23 protein-coding genes are annotated in these 23683 nt (G+C 70.3%); 15 read left to right on the top strand and 8 right to left on the bottom strand.

What is annotated here, in order from left to right:
* Positions 1-22: 22 nt before the first annotated feature.
* The 3 genes from KYX17_RS19520 to KYX17_RS19530 are packed head-to-tail and all read right to left on the bottom strand — an operon-like array spanning position 23 to position 3191.
* Positions 23-1036: a Gfo/Idh/MocA family protein gene (locus KYX17_RS19520; protein WP_243228723.1), complete on the bottom strand. Its 1014-nt coding sequence runs from the start codon at positions 1034-1036 to the stop codon at positions 23-25.
* Positions 1033-2019: a Gfo/Idh/MocA family protein gene (locus tag KYX17_RS19525; RefSeq protein ID WP_243228724.1), complete on the bottom strand. Its 987-nt coding sequence runs from the start codon at positions 2017-2019 to the stop codon at positions 1033-1035. Before KYX17_RS19525 ends, KYX17_RS19520 begins: the two co-directional genes overlap by 4 nt.
* Positions 2020-2036: 17 nt before the next feature.
* A complete protein-coding gene (locus tag KYX17_RS19530) occupies positions 2037-3191 on the bottom strand; it encodes an ROK family transcriptional regulator (RefSeq protein WP_243228726.1) in 1155 nt (384 codons plus the stop codon).
* A 200-nt stretch (positions 3192-3391) separates the two neighbouring features.
* Here KYX17_RS19530 and KYX17_RS19535 point away from each other — a divergent pair, with 200 nt between their 5' ends.
* The 8 genes from KYX17_RS19535 (at position 3392) to KYX17_RS19570 (ending at position 12683) form a co-directional block, all read left to right on the top strand.
* On the top strand, positions 3392-4627 hold the full coding sequence (locus KYX17_RS19535; RefSeq protein WP_243228728.1) for an ABC transporter substrate-binding protein: 1236 nt from the start codon (positions 3392-3394) through the stop codon (positions 4625-4627).
* Between the two features lie 67 nt (positions 4628-4694).
* Positions 4695-5600 carry a carbohydrate ABC transporter permease gene (locus tag KYX17_RS19540; protein WP_243228730.1) on the top strand — a complete coding sequence of 302 codons (906 nt, stop codon included), beginning with the start codon at positions 4695-4697 and terminating at the stop codon, positions 5598-5600.
* On the top strand, positions 5597-6475 hold the full coding sequence (locus tag KYX17_RS19545) for a carbohydrate ABC transporter permease (protein WP_243228732.1): 879 nt from the start codon (positions 5597-5599) through the stop codon (positions 6473-6475). The genes KYX17_RS19540 and KYX17_RS19545 overlap by 4 nt, the downstream gene beginning before the upstream one ends.
* 17 nt (positions 6476-6492) lie before the next feature.
* On the top strand, positions 6493-7527 hold the full coding sequence (locus KYX17_RS19550; protein ID WP_243228733.1) for an NAD(P)-dependent oxidoreductase: 1035 nt from the start codon (positions 6493-6495) through the stop codon (positions 7525-7527).
* A complete protein-coding gene (locus KYX17_RS19555) occupies positions 7527-8588 on the top strand; it encodes a dihydrodipicolinate synthase family protein (protein ID WP_243228735.1) in 1062 nt (353 codons plus the stop codon). Before KYX17_RS19550 ends, KYX17_RS19555 begins: the two co-directional genes overlap by 1 nt.
* A complete protein-coding gene (locus tag KYX17_RS19560) occupies positions 8585-9583 on the top strand; it encodes a hydroxyacid dehydrogenase (protein ID WP_243228737.1) in 999 nt (332 codons plus the stop codon). Before KYX17_RS19555 ends, KYX17_RS19560 begins: the two co-directional genes overlap by 4 nt.
* Positions 9584-9585: 2 nt before the next feature.
* On the top strand, positions 9586-10551 hold the full coding sequence (locus KYX17_RS19565) for a hypothetical protein (protein ID WP_243228738.1): 966 nt from the start codon (positions 9586-9588) through the stop codon (positions 10549-10551).
* The gene (locus KYX17_RS19570) at positions 10548-12683 is read left to right on the top strand and encodes a peptidase C14 (RefSeq protein WP_243228740.1); all 2136 of its coding nucleotides are present in this window, start codon (positions 10548-10550) and stop codon (positions 12681-12683) included. Before KYX17_RS19565 ends, KYX17_RS19570 begins: the two co-directional genes overlap by 4 nt.
* 61 nt (positions 12684-12744) lie before the next feature.
* Here the strand turns inward: KYX17_RS19570 and KYX17_RS32330 are convergent, their stop codons facing one another.
* Positions 12745-13410 carry a GntR family transcriptional regulator gene (locus KYX17_RS32330; protein WP_243228742.1) on the bottom strand — a complete coding sequence of 222 codons (666 nt, stop codon included), beginning with the start codon at positions 13408-13410 and terminating at the stop codon, positions 12745-12747.
* 96 nt (positions 13411-13506) lie between these two features.
* On the opposite strand from KYX17_RS32330, the gene KYX17_RS19580 reads away from it, so the two are divergent.
* Genes KYX17_RS19580 through KYX17_RS19600 form a run of 5 tightly spaced genes read left to right on the top strand, consistent with a single transcriptional unit; the run spans position 13507 to position 18928 of the window.
* On the top strand, positions 13507-14862 hold the full coding sequence (locus KYX17_RS19580; RefSeq protein ID WP_243228744.1) for an MFS transporter: 1356 nt from the start codon (positions 13507-13509) through the stop codon (positions 14860-14862).
* Positions 14859-16271 carry a hypothetical protein gene (locus KYX17_RS19585; RefSeq protein ID WP_243228746.1) on the top strand — a complete coding sequence of 471 codons (1413 nt, stop codon included), beginning with the start codon at positions 14859-14861 and terminating at the stop codon, positions 16269-16271. Before KYX17_RS19580 ends, KYX17_RS19585 begins: the two co-directional genes overlap by 4 nt.
* Before the next feature lie 40 nt (positions 16272-16311).
* Complete coding sequence (locus tag KYX17_RS19590; protein ID WP_243228748.1) at positions 16312-17073, top strand: SDR family NAD(P)-dependent oxidoreductase; 762 nt, start codon at positions 16312-16314, stop codon at positions 17071-17073.
* A complete protein-coding gene (locus KYX17_RS32335) occupies positions 17070-18152 on the top strand; it encodes an enolase C-terminal domain-like protein (protein ID WP_243228750.1) in 1083 nt (360 codons plus the stop codon). Before KYX17_RS19590 ends, KYX17_RS32335 begins: the two co-directional genes overlap by 4 nt.
* Positions 18149-18928, top strand: coding sequence for an SDR family NAD(P)-dependent oxidoreductase (locus KYX17_RS19600; RefSeq protein ID WP_243228752.1), 780 nt, complete (start codon positions 18149-18151; stop codon positions 18926-18928). Before KYX17_RS32335 ends, KYX17_RS19600 begins: the two co-directional genes overlap by 4 nt.
* Positions 18929-18965: 37 nt before the next feature.
* Here the strand turns inward: KYX17_RS19600 and KYX17_RS19605 are convergent, their stop codons facing one another.
* Together KYX17_RS19605 and KYX17_RS19610 are read right to left on the bottom strand one after the other, a co-directional pair.
* On the bottom strand, positions 18966-19304 hold the full coding sequence (locus KYX17_RS19605; RefSeq protein WP_243228754.1) for a nuclear transport factor 2 family protein: 339 nt from the start codon (positions 19302-19304) through the stop codon (positions 18966-18968).
* The gene (locus tag KYX17_RS19610) at positions 19297-20046 is read right to left on the bottom strand and encodes an SDR family NAD(P)-dependent oxidoreductase (RefSeq protein ID WP_243228756.1); all 750 of its coding nucleotides are present in this window, start codon (positions 20044-20046) and stop codon (positions 19297-19299) included. Before KYX17_RS19610 ends, KYX17_RS19605 begins: the two co-directional genes overlap by 8 nt.
* Before the next feature lie 77 nt (positions 20047-20123).
* On the opposite strand from KYX17_RS19610, the gene KYX17_RS19615 reads away from it, so the two are divergent.
* Both KYX17_RS19615 and KYX17_RS19620 read left to right on the top strand, forming a co-directional pair.
* Positions 20124-21095, top strand: coding sequence for a C-terminal binding protein (locus KYX17_RS19615; protein ID WP_243228758.1), 972 nt, complete (start codon positions 20124-20126; stop codon positions 21093-21095).
* Positions 21096-21112: 17 nt separating this feature from the next.
* Positions 21113-21967 (top strand): fumarylacetoacetate hydrolase family protein, encoded by an 855-nt coding sequence (locus tag KYX17_RS19620; RefSeq protein WP_243228759.1) that lies wholly within the window; start codon positions 21113-21115, stop codon positions 21965-21967.
* Positions 21968-21974: 7 nt separating this feature from the next.
* Here the strand turns inward: KYX17_RS19620 and KYX17_RS19625 are convergent, their stop codons facing one another.
* Positions 21975-22820 carry an SMP-30/gluconolactonase/LRE family protein gene (locus KYX17_RS19625; RefSeq protein WP_243228761.1) on the bottom strand — a complete coding sequence of 282 codons (846 nt, stop codon included), beginning with the start codon at positions 22818-22820 and terminating at the stop codon, positions 21975-21977.
* On the bottom strand, positions 22817-23656 hold the full coding sequence (locus KYX17_RS19630) for a hypothetical protein (RefSeq protein WP_243228763.1): 840 nt from the start codon (positions 23654-23656) through the stop codon (positions 22817-22819). The genes KYX17_RS19625 and KYX17_RS19630 overlap by 4 nt, the downstream gene beginning before the upstream one ends.
* Positions 23657-23683 lie beyond the last annotated feature (27 nt).

Genomic DNA, 23683 nt, shown 5'->3' on the forward strand with positions numbered 1-23683 from the left:
TCCGTCTGCTCTCGCGCGGCCGTCAGCCGATGGTCACCACGGAACCGCCGTCGGCGGCCGACGCCTGCGCCGCCCTGACGATCTCGACCGTCCGAACGCCGACGCCCGCGTCCGGCTGGGGACTGCGGCCTTCGCGCAGTGCGGAGACGAACTCCGCGAGCAGCAGACCGTCGAGATCCGGACCCGTCGGCGCCCACGTCTCGCCCGCCGCGTCATGACCGGCGATGCCCTTGGCGAACGGGCTGACCGTGAGCGTGGCGCGCTCGGCGACGATCTGGAGGGTCAGGCCGCCCCACGTGGGGGAGGAGACGGGCCAGCTCCAGGAGCAGTCGATGGTGGCGATGACGCCGCTCGGATACCGAACGGTCACCATCCCGCCGGTCTCGACCGGCAGGTCGCGGTCGGCGTACAGGATGCCGTTCGAGACCGCCCTGACCGAGGAGGCGCGCTCTCCGAGCAGCTCATCGAGCAGATCCGCGCAGTGCACCACGTGGTCCACCAGTGCGCCGCCGCCGGCGAGCGCCGGGTCGGTGAACCAGGCGCGATCCGCCGGGAGCTTGCCGTTGTTGATGCCGGTGACGCCGATGACCCGCCCGAGCGCTCCGCTGCGCACCTGGGCGAGCGCATCGCGGAACTCGGGGGCGAAGCGCACGGGATACGCGACCATGAGGATCACGCCGGCCGCGTCGCACGCGGCGCGCATCGCCATCGCGTCCTCGACGGTCGTGGCGAGCGGCTTCTCGCACAGCACGTGCGCACCGGCCTCGGCGGCGCGGATCACGAGGTCCCGATGGCGGGAGTTCTCGGCCGTCACGATCACGGCATCCGGACCCCAGGCGAACACCTCGTCGTAACTGTCGACGTACGCGATTCCGAGTTCATCCGCCAGCGCGGCGCCGCGCGGTGCGGCATCCGGGGCCGACGCGCCGTCGGGATCGGCCGCGAGCAGGTCGATGCCGGGCATCTGCTGCAGAGCGGCGACGTAGCTGAGGGCGTGCCCGTGCGCGAAGGAGAGGATCGCGATCTTGAGCGTCATCGGGAGACCTCCGGGAGAGCGATGGGATGACCGGACGCGATCGACGCGTACGCGGCCTCGGCGATGGCCACGGCCGCGACGCCGTCCGCTCCGGTGACGCGGGCGTCGATCCCCTGGCCCAGGGCGGTCATGAAGTCGGCGATCTCACGGAAATAGGGGCTGTCCGCGGGCGACATCGGCGGCATGTAGTCCGTCGCGGCGGACGGCAGGGCGTCCAATCGCAGCGAGGAGTCGTCCGCGCTGCTGTAGGCGAGCCGTCCGAGATCGCCGGAGACCTCGACGCTGGTCCGGAACGGCAGCCCGGGTGAGACCCAGGTCGCCTGCAGGTGGGAGATCGCGCCACCGGCGTGGGTCAGCACGACCTGGGCGGTGACGGGGCTCGGCACGACGTCATCGACCGTCGGGGGGTTCTGCACCGCGTACACGCTCACGGCCGGGCCCGCGAACCACAGCGCCTGATCGATGTCGTGGATCATCAGATCGCGGATCACGCCGCCCCCGCTGCTCTCCTGGAAGAACCAGGGTGCGGCGGGCGCCGAACCCATTCGGAAGAAGCGCTGGGTCGCCACCTCGCCGATCTCGCCGGCGTCGATCCGCGCCTTGATGTGCGCGTACTCGGGGAAGTATCGGACCACGTGGGCGGGGAACAGGCGCACACCGGCGTCGTCGGCGGCCTCGACGATGCGCTGCGCTTCGGCCGCGGTCGCCGCCAGCGGCTTCTCGCACACGACGTGGACGCCGGCTTCGATCGCGGCCAGGGCGAAGGCGGCGTGCGTACTGCTCGGGGTGACGATGTCCACGACGTCGACCTCGGCGAGCAGCGTCGGAACGTCGGGGGCGACACTCATGCCGTACTCTGCGGCGATCGCCTCCGCGCCGGCCAGGGACGTCACGGTCCCGCGGGCACCGAGGGCGCGCCACGCGTCGGCATGCACGCGCGAGATGCCGCCGGCTCCGATGAGGCCGACTCTGAGCTCGGACATGGGGCTCCTTTGCAGGATCAGGCGCCGACCGTCTCGGGCGGTGCGAGCGGTGTCAGCGGGGGAGGGGACATCTGCGGGATGCCGTAGACATCCGCGATGCAGCGGTGGAAGGCGAAGATGAGGGCGCCATGGGCGGCGGCGTCTGCACCGAGGCGCGCGCCGACGATGGGGACGTCGATCGGCAGCCCGATGTGCCGGCGGACGGCTTCGCGGAGAGGCACGAGAAGCCGCTCTCGCGCGAGGGACAGGCCGCCGCCGATGACGACGATGGCGGGGTCGACCGTCATCACGAGCGTGGCGATGCCGTGCGCCAGCTCGTCGACGAAAGAGCTCAGCTCTCCCTGTGCCTCCCCATCGCCCTCCTCGGCACGTCGGAACACGGCCTCGGCGGACTCTGCGCTGCGCCAGTCGATCTGACCGGTTCGCGCGTTCAGTCCCCGGAATGCGAGGCGTCCGATGTCCCCGGCCACGTTGTGCACGCCGCGGCGGGCTCGCCCGTCGAAGATGAGCCCGGCCGCGACGCGGTTTCCGACCGACAGGTAGAGGACCTCGTTCACGAGCCGGGCCGCGCCGAGGTGGTGCTCGGCGACCGCCGCCAGGCGCACGCCGTTGTCGATGACGATCGGGCATCCGAAGGCGGAGCGCAGATGAGCGACGATGTCGATTCCCGCCCAGGTGGGGATCACGACCGAGGCGATCACCCGCCCGCTGTCGTCGACGATCCCGGGGAGGGAGACGCCGACGGCGCGGAAGCGCCCGAGCGGGATCCCGGCGTCCTGTGCGGCATCCGTGATGACCTGGACGACCTGGACGACCTGGGCGGCGCCGTCGGCGTCGGCCGCCAGGCCGGCGGCGGTGGTCTGCGCGATCACGGTTCCGGCGAGATCGGCGAGGACGACCCGGATGCTGTGGGCGCCGACATCGACGCCCACGACGACGCCGCCGTCCGCCTGGAAGGCGAACCGGCGCGCCGGACGGCCCGCCCCCTTCGCCTCGGCCGCGGGTGCGTCGGACACCAGACCGCTGTCGAGGAGAGCGCCCAGGGCGGTCTCGACGGAGGTGCGGGACACGAGCAGCGCGTGCGCGAGTTCGGTGACCGTCGCTGCGCCATGCTCGCGCAGATGAAGGGCGAGTCGGACCGGGAGCGGCGTCGGCGCCTGCTGCTGGCTCATTCGACCTTCCTCCCTTTCATGGCGGCGGGAACGTGCGAACAAATTAGCACACCGTTCTCGCGAAAATCGAGCATTGCGGTCGGCTCGCGTAATGGTCGTGATTCTGCGGTTAACGAACTCGTTACATACGAGCTCTTGACCAATTATCACAGCGTGCTGTCATAATGGCACCACCCTGGACGGTTCAGCAAAGGAGCACCATGCGAGTCAAGAAGTTCATCGGCGCAGTCGCAGGACTTGCCGCCGTCGGCCTTGTGGCCGGATGTTCGGCTGGAGGCGGGGACGCGGCCTCCGGCGACCAGCACGTCACCGTGTGGCTGTACCCCGTGATCGCCGACGAGGCCGCCCACAAGGAGTTCTGGGATCAGACGATCGCAGACTTCGAGGCGGAGAACGAGGGGATCACCGTCGACTACGAGATCTTCCCCTGGGCGAACCGCGACGAGAGCCTGCAGACCGCGATCGCCGCCAACAAGGGTCCCGACCTCGTCTACCTCATCCCGGACCAGCTCACCGCCTACGAGTCGTCGATCGAGCCGATGGACGACTACCTGAGCGACGGCCACAAGGACCAGATCCTCGAGAACGTCACCGAATCCGTCACTCTCGACGAGGGCATGATGGGCGCTCCGATGCTCACCAGCGCCATGACGCTGATCTGCAACCAGGCAGCGTTCGACAAGGCCGGCGTCACCGAGTTCCCGGAGACCTGGGATGACATCCGCGAGATCGCGCCCGCCTTCGTCGATGCCGGCATGTACGTGCTGAACTACCCCGCATCCGCAGAGAACACCCTCAACATGACCTACTACCCCCTTCTCTGGCAGGCCGGGGGCGAGGTGTACACGGACGAGGGCGAGGTCGGGTTCGACAGCCCGGAGGGCGTCAGCGCGCTCGAGTTCATCACCGAGCTCGCGGACATGGGCGCTCTGGACCCCGACGCGCTCACCACGTCCGTGCCGCTGGAGCAGACGGCCATCGCCCAGGGCACGGTCGGCTGCACCTGGAACAACTCGGTCCCGGAGCTCGAGCCGTTCTGGGGTGAGGAGAACATCCGCGTCCTCCCGCCGCTCACGGACGAGGAGTCCGTGGCCTACGGCACGGTCGGGTCGCTGTCGATGCTCAAGAGCGCGGGGGACAAGGAAGCGGCCGGTGCCTTCGCCGAGTTCGCCACGAGCGCTGACGTGATCAAGCCGTACCTCGAGGCGTCCGGCTTCTTCTCCGCGCTCGACACCGACCCGATCTACGCGGCGGACTCGCTGCTCGGCCAGGTGGAGCAGTACGTCCCGCTGACGACCGTCGGCGAGCTCGCGGAGAGCTCCCGCGCCCTGATGGGCGTGCTGTCGCCGGAGGTCCAGGCGTCGCTGCTCGGGCAGAAGTCCCCCGAGGACGCGCTGAACGATGCCGCGACCGCCGCAGAGCCGCTGCTGAAGTGACCCGCTGATGCCGGGACGCGCCCGCGCGGGCGCGTCCCGGCATCGAGCCGAATGAGGTGTTGAGCACATGACCACGACCAGTCCCACGAGGAAGCGGCCGGGCCTGACGACCCGCGTCCTGGCGCGGCGGGAAGCGCGGGTGGCGCTCCTGTTCGTCCTGCCCGCGTTCCTCCTGTTCCTCGCCTTCCGCTTCGGCCCGGCGATCGCCGGCGTCGCCCTGAGCTTCTTCGACTACGACATCTCCGGAGAGATCGCGTGGCGCGGTCTCGACCACTTCCAGCGCCTCATCGCCGATCCGCTGTTCTGGCGCGCGCTGTCGACGACCGTGCTGTACACCGTCTTCGCGGTGCCCATCTCGCTCGTGCTCTCGACCGTCATGGCGCTCGGAGTGCGCCGCGCGTTCCGCGGATCGCGCTTCTTCCGCTCGATCTTCTTCCTGCCCGTCATCACCTCGCTGGTGCTGGCCGGATCGATCTTCGTCTGGATCTTCTCCAGCGACGGCCCGTGGTCGGCGCTGATGACGCCCCTCGGGCTCGGCGGATCGTGGCTGGCCAGCACGGTGCTCGTGATCCCGGCGATCGTCGTCGTCGGGGTCTGGTCGCGCTTCGGATACGGGATGATGATCATGATCGCGGCCATGCAGGACATCCCGCGCGAGCTCGAGGAGGCGGCGCTGGTCGACGGCGCGAGCGGCTGGCAGCGCTTCCGGTTCATCATCCTGCCGCACCTGCGGCCCACGATCTTCTTCCTCGCCGTCATCGAGACGACCGCCGCCTTCCAGGTGTTCGACGTGATCTACGTCATGACCCAGGGCGGCCCGGCCAACGCCAGTTATTCCCTCGTCTATCTCATCTACGACCAGGGCTTCAAGTACTTCGAGTACGGCTATGCCGCCGCAGCCGGTGTCGCCCTGTTCGTGATGACCCTCATCGTCGCGCTGATCCAGCGCCTCGTGATCGGAAAGCAGAAATGACCACCGCTCTGTCCACTGTGAACCCGCGGGGCAAGCAGCGCTCCTACCGCGCGCTGGAGCCCTCCGGGAAGGGCATCGTGCTGCGCTGGCTCTGGCTCGGCCTCGCTGCGATCTTCAGCTTCTTCCCCTTCTACGCGATGGTCGTGCTCAGCCTCAAGCCCGACAAGGTCGTCGACTTCCCGGCATCCCTGCTTCCCTGGGGAGACCTGTCCCTCGCCTCCTACGAGCAGGTGCTCGGCGGGCAGAACCTGCTCGTCTGGCTGTTCAACACGCTCGTGTACTCGCTCGTCTCGGTCGTGGCCGTGCTGTTCCTCTCGGCGATGGCCGGGTACGCGTTCGCCAAGAAGCGCTTCGCGGGCAAAGAGGTCATCTTCTGGTCGTTCCTGTCGATGGTCATGGTGCCGTTCCACGTCACCCTCATCCCGACCTTCATCCTCATCGCGAACCTCGGCGGCGTTGACGAGTACTGGGGTCTGATCCTGCCGACCCTCGCGAACGCGCAAGCGGTCTTCCTCATGCGGCAGTTCATCGAGGGACTGCCGGACGAGCTGTTCGAAGCGGCGCGCATCGACGGCGCCGGGGAGTTCCGGATCTTCCTGCAGATCGTTCTGCCGCTGTGCAAGCCCGTGCTGGCGACTCTCGGCATCTTCGTGTTCCTGTGGCACTGGAACGACTTCCTCTGGCCGTTGATCATCGCGAAGTCGAACGACATGTTCACACTGACCGTCGGCATCTCGTCGCTGCAGCAGCAGAACGTGCCGCTCAGCGTGATGCTGGCCGGTTCGGTCGTGGCGCTCATCCCGATCTTCATGGCGTACCTCGTCGCGCAGCGGTATGTGCAAGAGGGCGTCACCGGTACGGGGATCAAGGGCTGATGGAAGGAAGAGGACACGTGACACAGCAGGGATTCGCCTCCGAGGCGGAGCTGGAGCAGGCTCTCGGCACGCCGAGCGACGGACTCGTCGAGGACCTGGCGAAGGGCAGCGGCGATCTGGTCATCCTGGGCGCCGGAGGGAAGATGGGGCCCACGCTCGCGATGCTCGCGCGGCGAGGGCTCGACGCGGCCGGGCGGACCCAGGACACCGTGTACGCGGTCTCCCGCTTCGGCGACGCCGACGTGCGCGCTCGGCTCGAGGCGGCCCGCGTGCAGGTCGTGCCCTTCGATCTCATCGAGAACGACGACCTCTCCGCTCTGCCGGACGCCGAGAACGTCGTGTTCATGGTCGGTGCGAAGTTCGGCGCCGCGACGAACGCGTCCTGGGCGTGGGAGGTCAACGCGGCGCTGCCGGATCGCATCGCGCGCCGCTACCGGGACAGTGCGATCGCCGTGCTGTCGACCGGCAACGTGTATCCCTTCGTCCCCGCGGCATCCGGCGGTGCGGACGAGCAGGTGCCGCCGGCGCCGATCGGCGAGTACGCCCAGTCCTGCCTCGGCCGCGAGCGGGTGTTCGAGTTCGGCGCGCAGGAGCGCGGGACGAGGGTGGCGATCATCCGCCTGAACTACGCCATCGACCTCCGTTACGGGGTGCTCGCGGACATCGGGCGCTCCGTGCACGCGGGCGAGCCCGTCTCGCTCGCGACGTCCAATGTCAACGTCATCTGGCAGGGGTACGCGAACGAGGTCGTGCTGCGCAGCCTCGCCCACGCCTCATCCGACGTCTTCACGATCAACCTGACCGGCCCGGAACTGCTCAGCGTCGAATCGATCGCCCGTCGCTTCGCCGATCTGCTCGGCACCGAGGTCGCCTTCGTCGACGATCCCCAGCCCACGGCGCTGCTCAGCGACGCGCGGCGGTGCATGGCGCTGTTCGGCTACCCGAGCGCATCGGCGGAGACGCTCATCGAGTGGCAGGCGCAGTGGCTGCGCGACGGACTCCCGCTCATCGCCAAGCCGACGAAGTGGGCCGTGCGGGACGGGAAGTTCTGATGCTCGTGGTTCCCGCGATGCGCGCCGCCGCAGCGAAGACACTGTCCACCGGTGCCGTCATCCCGGCGCATCCGCTCGCGCTCACCGCCCAGCGCGCCCTCGACGAGCGGCGCCAGCGCGCGCTGACCCGCTACTACATCGCGGCGGGCGCCGGCGGTGTCGCCGTGGGCGTCCACACCACGCAGTTCGAGATCCGCGATCCCGAGCACGCGCTGTTCGAACCCGTGCTGGCGCTCGCCGCGGAGGAGCTCGACGCCGCCGAGGAGCACGTCGTCCGGGTGGCCGGGGTGTCCGGCGGCACGGCGCAGGCCGTCGCGGAGGCGGAACTGGCCCGCTCGCTCGGCTACGACGCCGTGCTCGTGAGCCCGCGCGTGCCGGGAGCGGATGACGCGCAACTGCTCGATCGCGCCCGCGCGGTCGGCGAGGTGCTGCCGATCATCGGCTTCTACCTCCAGGAGGCGATCGGCGGGCCGGTGCTCGACCGGGCGTTCTGGCGGGAGTTCGCGCAGATCCCGTCCGTCGTCGCGGTCAAGTCCGCTCCGTTCGACCGCTACCGCACGCTCGAGCTCGTGCGGGGTGTCGCCGAGTCGGGCAGGGCGGACGACATCGCGCTCTACACCGGCAATGACGACGCGATCGTGTCCGATCTTCTCGCCGAGTTCCACGTCGACTCCCCTGAGGGGCCTCGGACGATGCGCTTCGTCGGCGGCCTGCTCGGTCAGTGGGCCGTGGGCACGCGGGCGGCGGTCCGGATGCTGGACACCGCGCATCGCGCGGCCGCGGGCGACGTGCAGGCCTATCGCGACCTGGGATCGGCGTCCGCGGACATGGTCGACGTGAATCAGGCCGTGTTCGACCCGGGCAACGACTTCCACGGCGTCATCGCAGGCGTCCACGAGGTGCTGCGTCAGCAGGGTCTGCTCGAAGGCATATGGTGCCTGGACCCCTCGGAAGGGCTGTCGCCCGGGCAGGCGGAGGAGATCTCCCGCGTGCGACGGGCCTATCCGCAGCTGCACGACGACGCCTTCATCGCCGAGCACCGGGACGCGTGGCTCTCATGAGCGCGCCGACGATCGTCGCCGTCGTGCCGGAGGGGCTCGCGCGGGAGTTCTTCGCGCCCGAGGACCTCGATGCGCTCACGGAGGCCGCTCGTTCGCTCGGCGGTGCGTTCCTGCGCGTCGATGACCTCGCCGAGGTGCCGGATGCGACCGCGGTGCGCGTGGTGGTCACCAGCTGGGGAGCGCGTCCGTTCGACGCGTCCGTCCTCGACGGCCTCCCGGCGCTGGAGCTGGTCGCGCACACCGGCGCCAGCATCCGCCCCTTCGTCACGGACGAGCTGTACGACCGCGGCATCGTCGTCACCCAGGCCGGTGCGGGCATGGCGCGCTCCGTCGCGGAGGTCTCGCTGACGTTCACCCTGGCGCTGCTGCACCGCGTGCCGCAGATGCACGACGCGCTGCGCCGCGGCGCCGGGTGGTGGGACCCGTCCCTCGTCCAGCACGAGATCCTGGGCGCCCGCATCGTCATCGTCGGCGCATCCCGCACCGGACGGGCCTATCTGGAGCTCGTCCGCGCACTCGGTGCGGACCCCGTGCTCGTCGATCCCACTCTGGATCCGGAGGCAGCTGCGCAGCTCGGCGCGCCGCTGCGCAGCCTGGACGAGGCGCTGCGCACGGCATCCGTCGTCGCCCTGCATGCCCCGACCCTCCCCGAGACGCACCACCTGATCGGCGCATCGGAGCTCGCCCTGCTGCCGGACGGGGCAGCGCTGGTGAACACCGCGCGCTCCTGGCTCGTGGACGAGAGGGCTCTGCTCGCCGAGCTCGCGACCGGACGACTGTCGGCCGCGATCGACGTCTTCGACGAGGAGCCGCTGCCGGTGGACAGCGCGTTCCGCACCGCGCCCGGCGTGCTGCTCACGCCGCATCGTGCCGCGGGTACGCACGAGGGGCGGTTGCGCCAGGGGAGGATCGTGACGGCCGAGATCGCGGCCTTCGCCGCGGGTCGCCCGCTGGAGCACGCGATCAGCCGCGAGCAGCGCGCGATCATGGGCTGAGCATGCGGATCGCGTTCGCCGGTGTCGCCCATTCGCATCCGTTCGCGGACGCCGCGAACCTCGTGGCGCGCGGTGCGGAGATCGCGGGGGTCTGGGATGCGGACGATCCGGCGAGGCTGAGCGACTTCTCGATGCGATTCGCCGCCGATGTGCACGAGGGCCTCGACGGCCTGCTCGCCATCGAGCCGGACGTCGTCGTCGTCACGGTGCGAACGCCTCGTGCCGCGGCCGTCGCCCTGGCCTGCGCGGATGCGGGCGTTCCCGCCTTCTTCAACAAGACGGTCGCCGCGGACCCGGCCGGTCTCGAGCGGTGGGCGAGCGTGTCGCCCGCTGCGCGCTTCACGTCCTCCGTGCTGCGCTTCGCCCCTGCGCTGGAGGAGTTCGCCGCCGGCCTGAGAGGGATGGCGCTGCACGCCATCGAGGTGCACGCGCAGCACGACATCGCCGGCTTCCTCTCCGGCGACCGGGCATGGCAGGACGATCCCGCCGGGGCGGGCGGCACGATGATCAACATCGGGGTCCATGCGTGGGAGATGCTCGACGTTCTGATGCCCGGGGCCGACGCGGAGATCCTCTCGGCCGTCCGCACCTACGGAGCGATCGGGACGGCATCCGAAGTGCTCGGATCCGTGCACGCCCGCGTCGGCGAGACTGCGGTGACGGTGACCGTCTCGGGCGTCAGCGGTTCGGACCGGTACGCGCTCCGGGTGTGGACGGACGACGGGATCCGGGACCTCGTGCTTCCGGACGACTCCGACGGCCTGGGGTACGGCGGAGCGGCCGACGCGATCCTCCGGCTCGGCGAGCACGCCGTCGTCCCGGTCGCGCCGGATCGCACCCTCGCGGTGTACCGCAACACGATCGCCTCGGCCGCCGCAGCGCGAGGCCGCAGACCTCTGGGGAGGAGACCCGGCGGGCGCACGCCCGCCCCTGATCGCGGCGGTGCCGCGGAGAGAGAGGATCCATGACCGAGATCGTCGAGAACGACACGGCGCTGACCGCCACCGGGCGCACTCGTCGTATGGTGCTGGCGGGCTTCGGAGCGGCGGCTCTGGGCGGCATCGCGGCCGTCGGCAGCGCGAAGCCGGCGAGTGCGGCGCAGCCCGCGATCGTGCGGATGTCCAGGGAGGCCGCCTCGGCCTCCGACGTCGCCGCCCTGGCGAAGCTCAGCGCGAAGGCCGATGACATCGTCGCCGTCGCGGGCTACGCGACACCGGGGGACGGCGGCGGGGGCCTCTTCCGCTTCGTGTCGAAGGATGCTCCGAAGCCGAACGGCGGAACGGTCGTGGCGGGCAAGAAGGGCGTCTGGGTGCGCGTGCACACCGGGACTCTGGACTTCCGCGCCTTCGGGATCTTCGGTCCGGAGACGCCTGCGGACGACGCCCTGGACGTCATGGTGGACGACGCGGCGATCCACCGGATCGAGGCGCACTCGGACCTGAACTTCGTCCGTCGGCACCGCCTGACCCGATCGAACATCGTCCTGGACTTCGGCAATCACCTGATGACGACCGAGGGCATCGAGAACGCCGCCGAGGACGACCCCTTCGCCGCCGTCCTCTTCTTCCAGGGCACCGTCACGGATGCCGTGCACGAGGCGAAGCTCGGCGAAGCGGTCCCCGATCTGGCCGATGTGTTCCCGGTCGGCGACTCCTCGTTCTTCGAGGTCGGCGCCTGGTACGCGGCCGAGGTCAACGCGCTCTCCGGCCGCTGGGAGCGGGAGCTGCAGCGGTTGGTGCAGGTGACCCAGATCGTCGACGGACGTCACATCCGGGTGAACTACCAGAACGGCTGGCCGCTCGGCAAGGATCGTTCGATGACCTGGAGGCGGGTCGAGCCGGTGCAGGACGTGCGCATCTCGAACCTGCGGTTCCGGGGGAAGGGCACGGACCAGTTCACGGGTTCGCATCCGATCGCATTCGAGTACGCGGTGCGCTGCGACGTCGACCACATCGACGGCACGGCGACGTTCTGGCCGCTGGTGATGCGGCGCTGGAACACGTACTTCACCACCGACAGCTGCAACCTGACCAACCCGACATCCGTCACCTGGGGCGGCGCCGGCTACCTCACTCAGCAGATCTACTGTCTGTACGGCTACGTCGCGAACTGCCACACGTCGAATGCCCGGCACCTGAACGACTGGACCGCGAGCGCGTACGGGCTGGTCGAGAACTGCCACGGCGACGGCGACGATCAGGGACCGTTCGTGACGCACGGCCAGTTCGAGCACGACCTCACCTACGTCGGCAACTCGGGGCTGATGACGTTCGCGAACTCGGGTGCGGCGTGGGGGTCGGCGGCGAAGCGGATCACGGTCCGTCAGCACGTCTGCTCGTGGTTCGTCGCACGCGTGAAGGTGACCGACCTCACCCTCGAGGACGTGAAGGTCATCGGCAAGCCGTCCCTGGAGGGATCCGGAATGCTGTGGATCAACGCGGACGGCGCGCAGTTGCGCGGATGCTCGGCCACGGACACTCTGATCATCACGCAGGCATCGGATGCCTCCCGGAGGCCCACCGTCATCGAAGCATCCGAGTTCACGTTCGCGGCCGGGGGCGAGTTGACGAACGCGACGGTGAAGAAGCCGGTCGTCTTCGTGGACACGACGCTGGCCGGGGTGAACGGGATCGCGCTCGGAGGCAGCGCCCCCGTGACGTTCCGCGGCGGCCGGCTGACCGGCGGCGATCGCGACGGCGGCCTCACCTCGTCGTCGACACGGCTTCGCTTCGACGGCGTCGACCTCGACGGCGTGCGCGTCGTCGCCGCCGCCGGCGATCGGTCCGTCGAGATCATCGGCGGCACGAGCGTGACCGGCACGAAGGGGACGATGCTGTCGCGCAGCGGCGACGGCGTGCTGAGCGTCCTGCTCGCGGACAGCACGTTCACCGGCGACGCGAAGCACATCTCGCTGACCGGCGGGCAGAACCACTATCGTGCCAGCGGCTGCCGCTTCGACGGCGGGGAGATCGAGCTGGCCGCCGCGGCGTTCGGCTCCGGCTCCACGCTCCTGCACACCGCCAACGCCGAGACCGGCGTGAAGCGCACCGTCCCCGAGGAGGCCGAGCACGTCGTGCTCGCCGGCAACCTTGCGGTCTGATCGGGAACGCCGCGGGGGATCGGCCGGATCGGTCGGTCCCCGCGGTGGCGTTCCCGGGGGCTCAGCCTTCGGCGTCCGCGGTCTCGGCCAGGCGGATGCGCGCGAAGGCCGCCGTGACATGCGCCGCGATGACGTCGCGGGCGCGGTCCGGGTCTCCGCTGGCGATCGCATCGAGGATCTGCTGATGACTGTGCACGTGCTGCTGCTGCTCGGCCGGGTCCAGCGCGGCGTTCGCAGCGTGCAGGAATCCGGCGATCCGACCGCGGAGCTGCGCACTCACCTCATCGAGGAAGCGGTGATCGGCCAACTCGGCGAGAGTGGCGTGGAACAGCTGATCCTGGCGGAGCACCTCGGCGATGTCGCCCGGCTCGGCGCGGGACATTGCATCGACGACGGCGCCCAGTCTGGCGGCGGACTCCGCGTTCCAGCGCTCCTGCACTCGGGTCGCCATGAACTGCTCGAGCACGATCCGCAGGCTGGAGATCTCCTCCAGATCGCGCGCGGTGAGTTCTGCGACGCGTGCGCCGCGGCGCGGTTCCCTGACCACGAGACGCTCTTCGCTCAGCCGCGTGAGCGCCTCGCGAACCGGGATGTGGCTGACACCCAGCTGCGCGGCGAGCCGGCGTTCGACCAGGCGCTCGCCCGGTGCGAGCTCGCCCGAGTGGATGGCCGCGCGAAGCTCGTCCGTGACCTGTTCGGCGATGTTCTGGTCCGAGACGCTGCGCACGTGTCCGATGCTATGGCATCCGGTCGGCCGCTGGACAACCTCGGGACTTTGCTAGATGCTATAGCAAAGTCCCGAATCGATGACGAAGGAGTTGTCATGTCCCAGCCGCGTGCTCTCGACGCCGACGCCGCAGTCGGCGCCGGCGCGATGAAGAAGGCCATCTGGAGGCTCGGTCCGTTCCTCGGGCTGCTCTATCTCGTGGCGTACATCGACCGGAACAACGCCGGTTTCGCCAAGTTGGAGATGACCGAGGCCCTGCAGATGACCGAGGCGGCGTTCGGCTTCGCCGCCGGGATCTTCTTCATCGGATACCTGCTGTTCGAGGTGCCGAGCAATCTGCTGCTGGAGAAGTTCGGAGCCCGCAAGTGGATCGCGAGGATCATGGTGTCCTGGGGCATCGTGGCCGTGCTGACCGCCTTCGTGCAGGACAGCACGCAGTTCGCGATCGCCCGATTCATCCTCGGCATCGCGGAGGCGGGGTTCTTCCCCGGCGTGCTGCTGTATCTCACGCTGTGGTTCCCCCGCCAGTACCGCACTCAGGTGCTGGTCGTCTTCGCGCTCTCCAACCCCATCGCCAATGCGGTCGCCGCGCCCCTCTCCGGCTGGATCATGGAGCTGCACGGGATGTGGGGCCTGGACGGCTGGCAGCTGGTGTTCGTCCTGGAAGGCATCCCGGCCGTCCTGCTGGCGTTCGTCGTGTTCTTCTGGCTGCCCGACCGGCCCCAGGACGCCCGCTGGCTCACCCCGGTGGAGCAGCGATGGATCGCCGACACGGTCGCGCGCGAGACGGCCGCGACCGAGCAGCGCCACGGCAGGCTCCGGCTGGCCGAGGTGTTCAGCAACGGGCGGCTGTGGACACTGATCCTGCTCTTCTTCGGTGTCGTCTTCGGAGCGTACGGGCTGGGTCTGTGGCTGCCGACGATCGTCCAGGCCATGGGCGACTTCTCGAACTCGACGACCGGATGGCTCGTCGCGCTGCCCAACCTCTGCGCCGCCGTCGCGATGATCCCGTGGGAGAGGGCGGCGCGCCGGCAGGGCAACATCCCGCTGCAGATCGGCATCACCCTGTCGATCACCGCGCTGTCGCTGATCGCAGCGGTCGTGGCGCAGTCCACGCCCGCCGTGTCGCTCGTCGCCCTATGCATCGGCATGAGCGCACTGTTCTCGACGACACCGCTGTTCTGGAGCCTTCCGCCCATGGTCCTGACCGGCACCGCGGCGGCGGCCGGATTGGCCTTCATCAACTCAGTGGGCAACCTCGCGGGATTCGCGGGTCCGTACGCGATCGGCTGGATCAGCGAGACCACAGGGTCGGCGATCTGGGGACTTCTGCTCATCGCCGCGCTGACGCTGCTCGGTGCGTGCATCGGGTTCGTCCTCAGCCGCCGATCGGAGTTCACCGCGCCGGTCGATGCGGCATCGGCCGTCGCGGTCGAAGGGACGAAGGAATGACACGCGAGACCGGGACGGACGCGACCGCGGGGGCGATCACCGTCGGCGCTCGCATCCGGGTTCCGCGCAGTTCGCTGAACGCGGGGGTCGCGCGGCGCGACATCACCCCGCCGACGGGCATCCGCGCCAAGAACTGGGGGCCGGCGGACTGGGAGCGGTCGGAGGGCGCTCACCGGCCGTTAACCCTCAGCGCCCTCGCGCTGATCGGCGACGACGCCCGCCCGCGCGTCCTGCTGGCCGTGGACGGCACCTGGTGGCGTCGCGTCGCCGACGAGCGGGCGGTGCGCGGCGCGATCCTCGCGGGCCTGGGCCTCGTCGACGACCAGGTCATGCTGTCGCTCTCGCACACGCATGCGGGAGCCGTGCTGTGCGCGGCCGATGCCCACCTTCCCGGCGGAGACCTCATCCCCGGATACCTGGAGGCACTGGCCGAAGCCGGGATCGCCGCCGGGCGCGAAGCGCTCGAAAACGCCTCTCCCGCCCTCATCGAGTGGACCAGCGGACGCTGCGCGCTCGCGGCCGACCGCGAATTCGACCTCGACGGGCGCGCGCTCGTCGGCTTCAATCCGCGGGAGGAAGCCGACGACACGGTCGTGATCGGTCGTGTGACCGATGCCGCGGGCGCGGTGCGAGCGACGCTCGTGAACTACGCGTGCCACCCGACGACCCTCGCCTGGCAGAACCGCACCGTCTCGCCGGACTACGTGGGCGGCATGCGCGAGATCGTGGAGACCGCCACCGGAGCGCCGTGCCTGTTCGTTCAGGGCGCTTCGGGAGAGCTCGCCCCGCGGGAGCAGTACACCGGTGACGTCGCCGTCGCGGATCGGCACGGGCGCTCCCTCGGTCACGCCGTCCTCGCAGCGCTGGACGCGCTGCCGGATCCCGGGAACGAGGTCACGCTCACCGGGGTCGTCGAATCCGGTGCGCCGCTGGCGATGTGGGAAGCGCGCCCCGTCGGCGGCAGCCGACAGGTCGCGGGCGCGTCGCGCAGCGTCGAGCTGCGGCGTCGGGACCTCCCGACCCTGGACGAACTCGCCGAGGAGTGGAAGGACATCGACCCCCGATCCCGCGAGGAGCGCCTGGGGCGGGCGCGGAATCTGCGCGAGGGCTACATCGACGAGAGACCGACCGTGAGGCATCCCGTCTGGGCCTGGCGGCTCGGCGACGCGATCATCGTGGGGCATCCCGGCGAGGCGTACTCCCTCCTGCAGCGCGCGCTGCGCGCGAGGTTCCCCGACGTCGCCCTCATCGTGATGAACCTCACGAACGGGCCGGGGTTCGTCTACCTGCCCACGACGGACGCCTACGAGCGCGGCGGCTACCAGGCCTGGCAGACCCCGCTCGCGCCCGGCGCGCTGGAAGAGCTGATCGAGCACGCCGCGGAGCTCATCCGAGGTCTTCTGACCTGATGCACCACGAACCACCACCGCACCCGAGCCGAGGAGAGACATGACCCCCACCGCCCCCATCGCCGTCGTCACAGGCGGTGCCGCAGGAATCGGCTGGGACATCGGGCGCCGCCTCGTCGGCGACGGCTACCGTGTCGTCGCGGCGGACCGCGTTCCCGGCCTGACCGCGGCGGGAGAGGAAGCCGACATCCTGTGGCGCGAACTCGACGTCACCGACCCGTCTGCGGTCGAGCGGGTCTTCCGCGAGATCGAAGCCGAGCTCGGCCCGATCGACGTCCTCGTCAACAATGCGGGGATCCAGCGCCATCGCGCCATCGAGGACCTGACCTGGGAGGAGTGGTCGGCTGTCGTCGACGTGAACCTGCACGGCGTGTTCCTGTGCCTGCAGGCAGCCGGGCGCCGGATGGTGGCGCGCGGCGCCGGCCGGATCGTCAACATCTCCTCCATCTCGTCGCGCGGTTCGGCGGGCCGGGCGCCCTACGCGACGACGAAGGCCGCCGTGATCGGCCTGACCGCGACCGCGGGCGCGGAGTGGGCCGGGCGCGGGGTGCGCGTGAACGCCGTGGCTCCGGGCTACGTCGACACGGGCGTCTTCCGACAGGGCATCGACCAGGGCACGCTCGACCTCGACACGATCCTGAACCGCATCCCGGCCCGGCGTCTCGCCGATGCGAGCGAGATCGCCGCAGCCGTGAGCTTCCTCGTCGGTCCCGACTCCCGGTACATGAACGGTCAGACCCTGTATGTCGATGGCGGGTTCATGGTGGACTACGGCATCCCGCTCGCGAAGAGGCCGCAGTGACCTCGATCGTCTCCGTCGCCACCGCGACCTCCGCGCTGCCGCTGCCCGCACCCCTGCGGCTCGGTGCCATGACCGTGACGCGGCGGGAGTACAGCGCCGTGCGTGCGACCGACGCGCACGGTAACACCGGGCACGCGTACTGTCTCTCCCGCGAAGCGCCGATGGCCCAGATCGTCGACCGGCTCATCGCTCCGCACGCCCTCGGCGCCGACGCGGACGATCCGGGGGCGGCCTGGGAGCGGATGCTTCGGGGCAGTGCGATCGTGGGGCGGGTCGGCCTCGTGCGGCGCGCGATCGGCCTCGTCGACATCGCCATGTGGGACATCGCCGCGCGCCGCGCCGGACAACCGCTGTGGCGCCTGCTCGGCGTCGGCGACGCGCCGCGGCCGTCGATGCTCGTCGCCGCCTATCCGACACCCGATCGCACCCCCGGGGAGGTGGCCGACGAGGTGCTGGAGCAGGCTGCGGGATGGACCACCGTGAAGATCTCCCGCTCACCCGATCCGGCCTACATGCGCGAACTGATCGCCCGCATCACCCGGGACCTCCCGACCGGGACCGGACTCGTCGTGGACGTCGGGTTCGGGTGGCGCGACGCCGACGAGGCGCTCGCGGAGATCGTGCAGTGGGGCGACCCCGAACTCGCGTGGCTCGAGGACCCGTTGCTCCCAGAGGACGTGGCGGGATGCGCCCGCATCCGGCGCGAGACCGGGATGCGGCTCTCGGTCGGTGACGAGGTCACGGATCCGGCCGTGCTGCGCGCGCTCGTCGAGCAGGATGCGGTGGACGTGCTCCGTCTCGACGTCGTGGCGATCGGCGGGGTCACCCCGGCGCTCGACCTGATCTCCTGGGCGAGGGAGCGCGGCGTGCCCGTGTCGGGGCACGTGTATCCCGAGGTCACCGCGCACCTCGGGATCGGCGTCGAGACGTTCGCCCGTGAGGGCAATCCATACGATCCGTCCCCGTCCCTCATCCGCGGAGGTCCGCTGTTCACGGGGACGGTCCGGCCGACCGCGGCGCCGGGGCTGGGGTTCGGTTTCGTCGAGTCGGTCTTCGAATTCGAGAGGGGCATGGGATGAAGAGCGTCGTCGTCACCGGGAGCGGGAAGGGGATCGGTCGCGCGATCGCGGAGCGTCTGACCGCGGACGGCTGGATCGTCGTCGGAGTGGAGCGCTCGCCGGGATCGGGAACGGTGGAGAAGGGGCTGTGCGCCGAGGTCGTGCTCGGCGACGCGGCCGACCGATCGACGCACGAGCGCGCGGCTGCAGCGGCGACGGCGCGGGCACCGCTGAGCGGCTGGGTCAACAACGCCGGGATCACCAGGCGCACGCCGCTGCACGACCTCGACGAGGACCTCGTGCGCGAGATCGTCGGCATCAACGGCTTCGGCTACCTGTGGGGCAGTTCCGCGGCGGTCTCCGCCTTCCTGGACCAGGGCGTGGCCGGGGCGATCGTGAACGTCGGGTCCATCCACGGGCGAGCGAGCTTCATCGACCACGCCGCCTACGAGTTCACCAAGGGCGGCATCGACGCGCTGACGCGGAGCCTCGCGACGACGTACGGCGGGCTCGGCATCCGCGCCAACGCGGTCGCGCCGGGCGGAGTGCGCACGCCGCACCTGGAGGCGCAGATCGCAGGCTCTCCCGACCCGGGAGCCGCCGAGCGGGCGCTCGCCGAGGGGCCGCCCATGGGTCGGATCGCCCGGGCGGACGAGGTCGCGGCCGTGGTGGCGTTCCTGCTGTCCGACGAGGCCCCGTACCTGTCGGGGCAGTCGATCGCGGTCGACGGGGCCTGGACGGCGTCGTTCGGGGACATCTCCGTCGACCCCGTGCTGCGCGCGCGTTTCCGGGACTGAGGCGGCGCGGGGCGACAGCGCCGCCGGCGTCGCGAGTTCAGGCCTTGAGCATCGAGGCGCGGGCGATGACGCCGTCCTGGACGTCGAAGGTGGCGATCGTCTCGGTCGCGACGCCGGCGTTGACGACCTGCTCCTGCGCCACCACCCAGCGGGCTCCGAACAGCACGTGCGTGTCGATGACGCAGGACAGCTCCGGGTTCGCCAGTCGCGGCCGGTAGAAGGCCCGGATCGCGTCGCGCCCGACGATCGGCTCCGGCGCGACGCCGGTGATGACGGCATCCTCGGCGTAGGTCGCGACGAAGGCGTCGAGGTCGTGCGCGTTGAAGGCGTCGAGCTGGGCCTGCACCGTGTCCAGGGCGCTGCGGTGATCAGTCAATGCGAACTCCTCCGTTGACGTCGTAGGTGGCGCCGGTGATGAAGCGCGACCGCTCCGATGCCAGTGCCGAGATGATCCAGGCGACGTCCGCCGGCTGGCCGAAGTCGCCGAGGGGGATGGACGACGCGAGTCTCGCGCGTCCCTCGCCCTGCAGCTGATCGGTGATCGCGCTGGCGACTGGGCCCGGGGTGACGGCGTTGACGCGGATGCCCTCCGGGGCCAGATGGCGAGCGAAGCTGCGGGTGAGCGCGAGGATGGCGCCCTTGCTGGCGGCGTAGTGGAGGCCGGTCTGGAGCGCGCCGACCTGGCCGGCGATGGAGGAGATGTTGACGACCGATCGATCGCCGTCGGCCTGACGGAGCAGGGGCAGTGCCGCGCGTGTGAGGAGGAAAGTTCCGCGAGCGTTCGTCTCCATCACGAGATCCCACTCGTCGATGTCGATGTCCTCGTACGCGGTGTACGGGCAGACCCCGCCATTGTTGACGAGCACGTGAAGCGACCCCCACTGCGCCGACACCTCGGCGACGAGCGCCTCCACCGATGCGGCGTCCCGCAGGTCGAGTCGGGTGACGTGCACCTCGGGGGCTCCGGCGGCACGGCACTGCGCGGCGACCGACTCCGCCTCGGCCTGGCGCCCCGCATAGGTGATCCAGAGCGCGTGGCCCTCACCGGCGAGTTCGAGGGCGGCGGCGGTTCCGATTCCGGAGCTGGCTCCGGTGATGAGGGCGCGGCGAATGCTCATGCAGAAACGCTATAGCAAAATCGAGGCGCCCGCGAGGCGGCTGTCTCATGCAGTGCTATTTGCTATAGCATCTGTGCATGACCTCGCCTCTCATCGTGATCAGCGACTGCGATCTCCCCGGAACCGTCATCGAGGACACGCTCCGGGCGGCCGGCCTGCGGGCCGAGCGCGCCCCGTCGGCGAGTCCGGCGGACATCGCGACGCAGGGGAGTCCCGAAGGGCTCGTGGTGCAGTGGGCTCCGATCACGGCCGACGTGATGGACCGGATGCCGGAGCTCAAGATCATCAGCCGGGTCGGGATCGGCTACGACATGATCGATGTCGACGCGGCGACAGCGCGCGGCATCGCGGTCGCGAACACTCCGAGTTATTGCATCGAAGAGGTCGCGGCGCACACGATCGCCATGATCATGGCGCAGGGGCGCGGCCTGCCGGCATACGACAGAGCCGTTCGCGCAGGTGCATGGAAGGCGGTGGATGCGCGCCCGATGGCTGTGCGTCCGTCGCGCACCACGGTCTCCGTTCTCGGGTTCGGCCGCATCGGCTCGCTCGTGGCCAGAGGGCTGCGCGGTCTCGGGTTCCGCGTGCTGGTGGCGGACCCCTTCGCGTCCGCGGAGTCCGTGCGGGAGGCAGGCTGCGAACCGGTCGGGATCCCGGAGGCCATCGGCGCGGCCGACATCCTGACGCTGCACGTCCCGCTCACCGATGCGACGCGTCACCTCATCGACGCCGCGGCGCTCGCGACCATGAAGCGCGGTGCCGTCGTCGTGAACACCTGCCGGGGCCCGCTCGTCGATGAGGAGGCGCTCGCGGACGCCCTGCGCTCCGGACATCTCGGCGCGGCAGCACTGGACGTGTTCGCGGGCGAACCGCTGGCGGCGTCCTCGCCCCTGCGCGACATGGACGAGGTGCTGCTCTCTCCGCACGCCGCCTGGTTCTCTCCGGAGGCGCTGGAGGATCTCCCCGTGCATGCCGCGGACAACATCATCCGCCACCTCTCCGGAGAGAGCGTCCCCGTCGTCAACCCCGCGTACCGCGACGCCCGCTGACCGGAGGAGCAGAAGCCATGGACCTCATGCGACTCGGACCGGTGGGACGCGAGCGCCCCTTCGTGCGGGACGACGACGGCGCCCTGCGAGATCTCGCGTCCCTCACCGACGACATCGACGGGGCATTCCTCGCGGCCGACGGCATCGGACGGGTGCGACGAGCTCTGGCGGCGGGAACTCTGCCGGAGGCGGATGCCGCGGGCCTGCGCGTCGGCGCACCGATCGCGCGCCCTCAGGCCGTCGTCTGCATCGGGATGAACTATGCCGCTCATGCCGCGGAATCCGGGTCGGCACCGCCTGCCGAGCCGGTGATCTTCTTCAAGCATCCGAACACGATCGTCGGTCCCGAGGACGACGTGCTGCTGCCGCCCGGGGCCCAGAAGGCGGACTGGGAGGTGGAACTCGCCGTCGTGGTCGGCAGGCGGGCGCGCTACCTGTCGTCCCCGGAGGATGCTCGGGAGGTCATCGCGGGGTTCGCCGTCTCCAACGACGTGTCGGAGCGCGAGTACCAGATCGAGGCGTCCGGCGGACAGTGGTCGAAGGGCAAGTGCGCCGAGACGTTCAACCCGCTCGGTCCGGTGCTCGTGCCGGCCGACGAGGTCGATCCGCAGGCACTGCGGCTGCGGTCCTGGGTGAACGGACAGGTCCGTCAGGACTCGTCGACGGCGGACATGGTGTTCCCCGTGCTCGACCTCATCCACCATCTCAGCCGGTTCATGGTGCTCGAGCCGGGAGACGTCGTGAACACCGGCACGCCGGAGGGCGTCGCCCTGTCCGGCCGGTTCCCGTACCTCGCGGACGGCGATGAGATGACACTCGAGATCGATCGTCTCGGGGCGCAGCGGCAGCGCGTGCGCCGCGCCCGGATCTGACGTGCGGCTATCCGGCGAACGGGGTCACCGGCATGCCCGTGACCCCGAGCCGGATCGCATACACCGAACCGGCATCCGTGCCGTGGTCGGCGCCCATGTCCTGCGCCGAGGTGGTGATGAACAGCGTGCCGAGATCGTCGGAGCCGAAGGTGCAGGCGCTCACCTGCTCGACGGGGAGAGGGACGCGTTCGCGCAGCCGTCCTTCCGTGTCGTATCCGTGCACGGCGGAGCCGCCCCAGAGGGCGACCCAGACGCTCCCGTCGGCGGCGACGGTCAGGCCGTCGGGGACCCCGCCACCGTCGGGGATCGCGGCGAACGGCCGTCGGCCGACCAGTTCCCCGTCCGCGACGTCGAACCGGTCGATGCGGCCCGTCGCGCTGTCCACGTAGTAGGCCGTCCTGCCGTCCGGTGAGAACGCGACGCCGTTGGAGACGGTGACATCGGACAGGACGGTGCTGTCCGACAGAGCGGCGTCGATCCGCAGGAGGCGACCGGCGGCCCCGGCGGCAGGTCCGGCCATGGACCCGGCCAGCATCCGTCCGTCCGGCGTCGTGCAGCCGTCGTTGAAACGGGCGTCTCCCAGCGCGAACTCGCGCACGGCGCGGGCCGGTCCGTCCTGAGTGTCCGAGAGGTAGAGCGTCCGCGCGCCGAACGCGGCGAAGCCGCCGTTCGCGCGAGGACGGACGAAGGCAGCGTACTCGTCGTCCAGGTGCCGGCGATCGATGCCGTCGTCTCTCAGCGTCAGCAGATCGCCCCGGTGGCCGTCCACCCACCGCAGGCCGCCCCACCCCGCCCACCAGATCGGACCTTCGGCGTGCTCACTGATCGGCCCGGTGACGTTCTCGGGCTTCACGCGCGATCGTCCTCGCGGCGCAGGGGCATCCGCTCCGGCTCGGGAACGGTCGGCGCGGCGGCGGCCTGCGCGGGAGCCGCGGGCGACGGATCTGCCGCCGGCTTCGCGGTGATCTCTCTCGCGACCTTCTTCTCGAGCACCTCGACGGCGGCGTCGGAGAGAAGGATGAGGCCGTCGAGCTCCTCGCGCACGCGTTTGTAGGCGATGTTGCGTTCGGCCTGGGTGGCGGTCTCGTCGACGGCGACCTTCAGCAGTTGCTGCGCTCTGTCGAGCTTCTTGCGTTCGGCCTCGGTGAAGGTCGAATCCCGCAGGCGACGGGCATCCTTCTCGGCGATCTCGAACGCGACGGCGTAGTTGCCCACCGCGTCGAGGTACTCGGCGACCTGCTGCTCGGTGACCTTCGCGTCGGCGGACTCCGGTCGCAGGGCGTCCGCGGTCTTCTTGGCACGCAGGAACGCCGCCGTCAGCGGCTGGCGCCCGTCGCTCATGGCGGGGAAGGCGATGAGCTTGGCGACATCGAGCTCGTAGTCGAGCCAGCGCGCCGTGATCTCGTCGTGCTCCGCGAACAGGCGCTCGAGGAGCTGATTCGACGACACCTGAGGCTCTGCCGGGATCTCCCGCCGCGGCGTCCTGATCGCCCCGGTCTGCCCGCGGGCGGCGAGCTGCGCGGCCTTGATCTCGCCCTTGACCCTGATGGTCTCCAGTCGACGCTCGTGCCGGCGCTTCGAGGCGCGCTCCCAGGCCTTCGCGACACCACCGGCCATCCCCATGATGGGGAAGATCAGCCACCAGTAGTTCCCGGCGAAGGTCCAGAAGCCCTGGAGAAACTCGTCCATGATGGCTTCAGCCTAGCCGTGCGGGAG

This window comes from Microbacterium sp. CIAB417, from assembly GCF_022788845.1.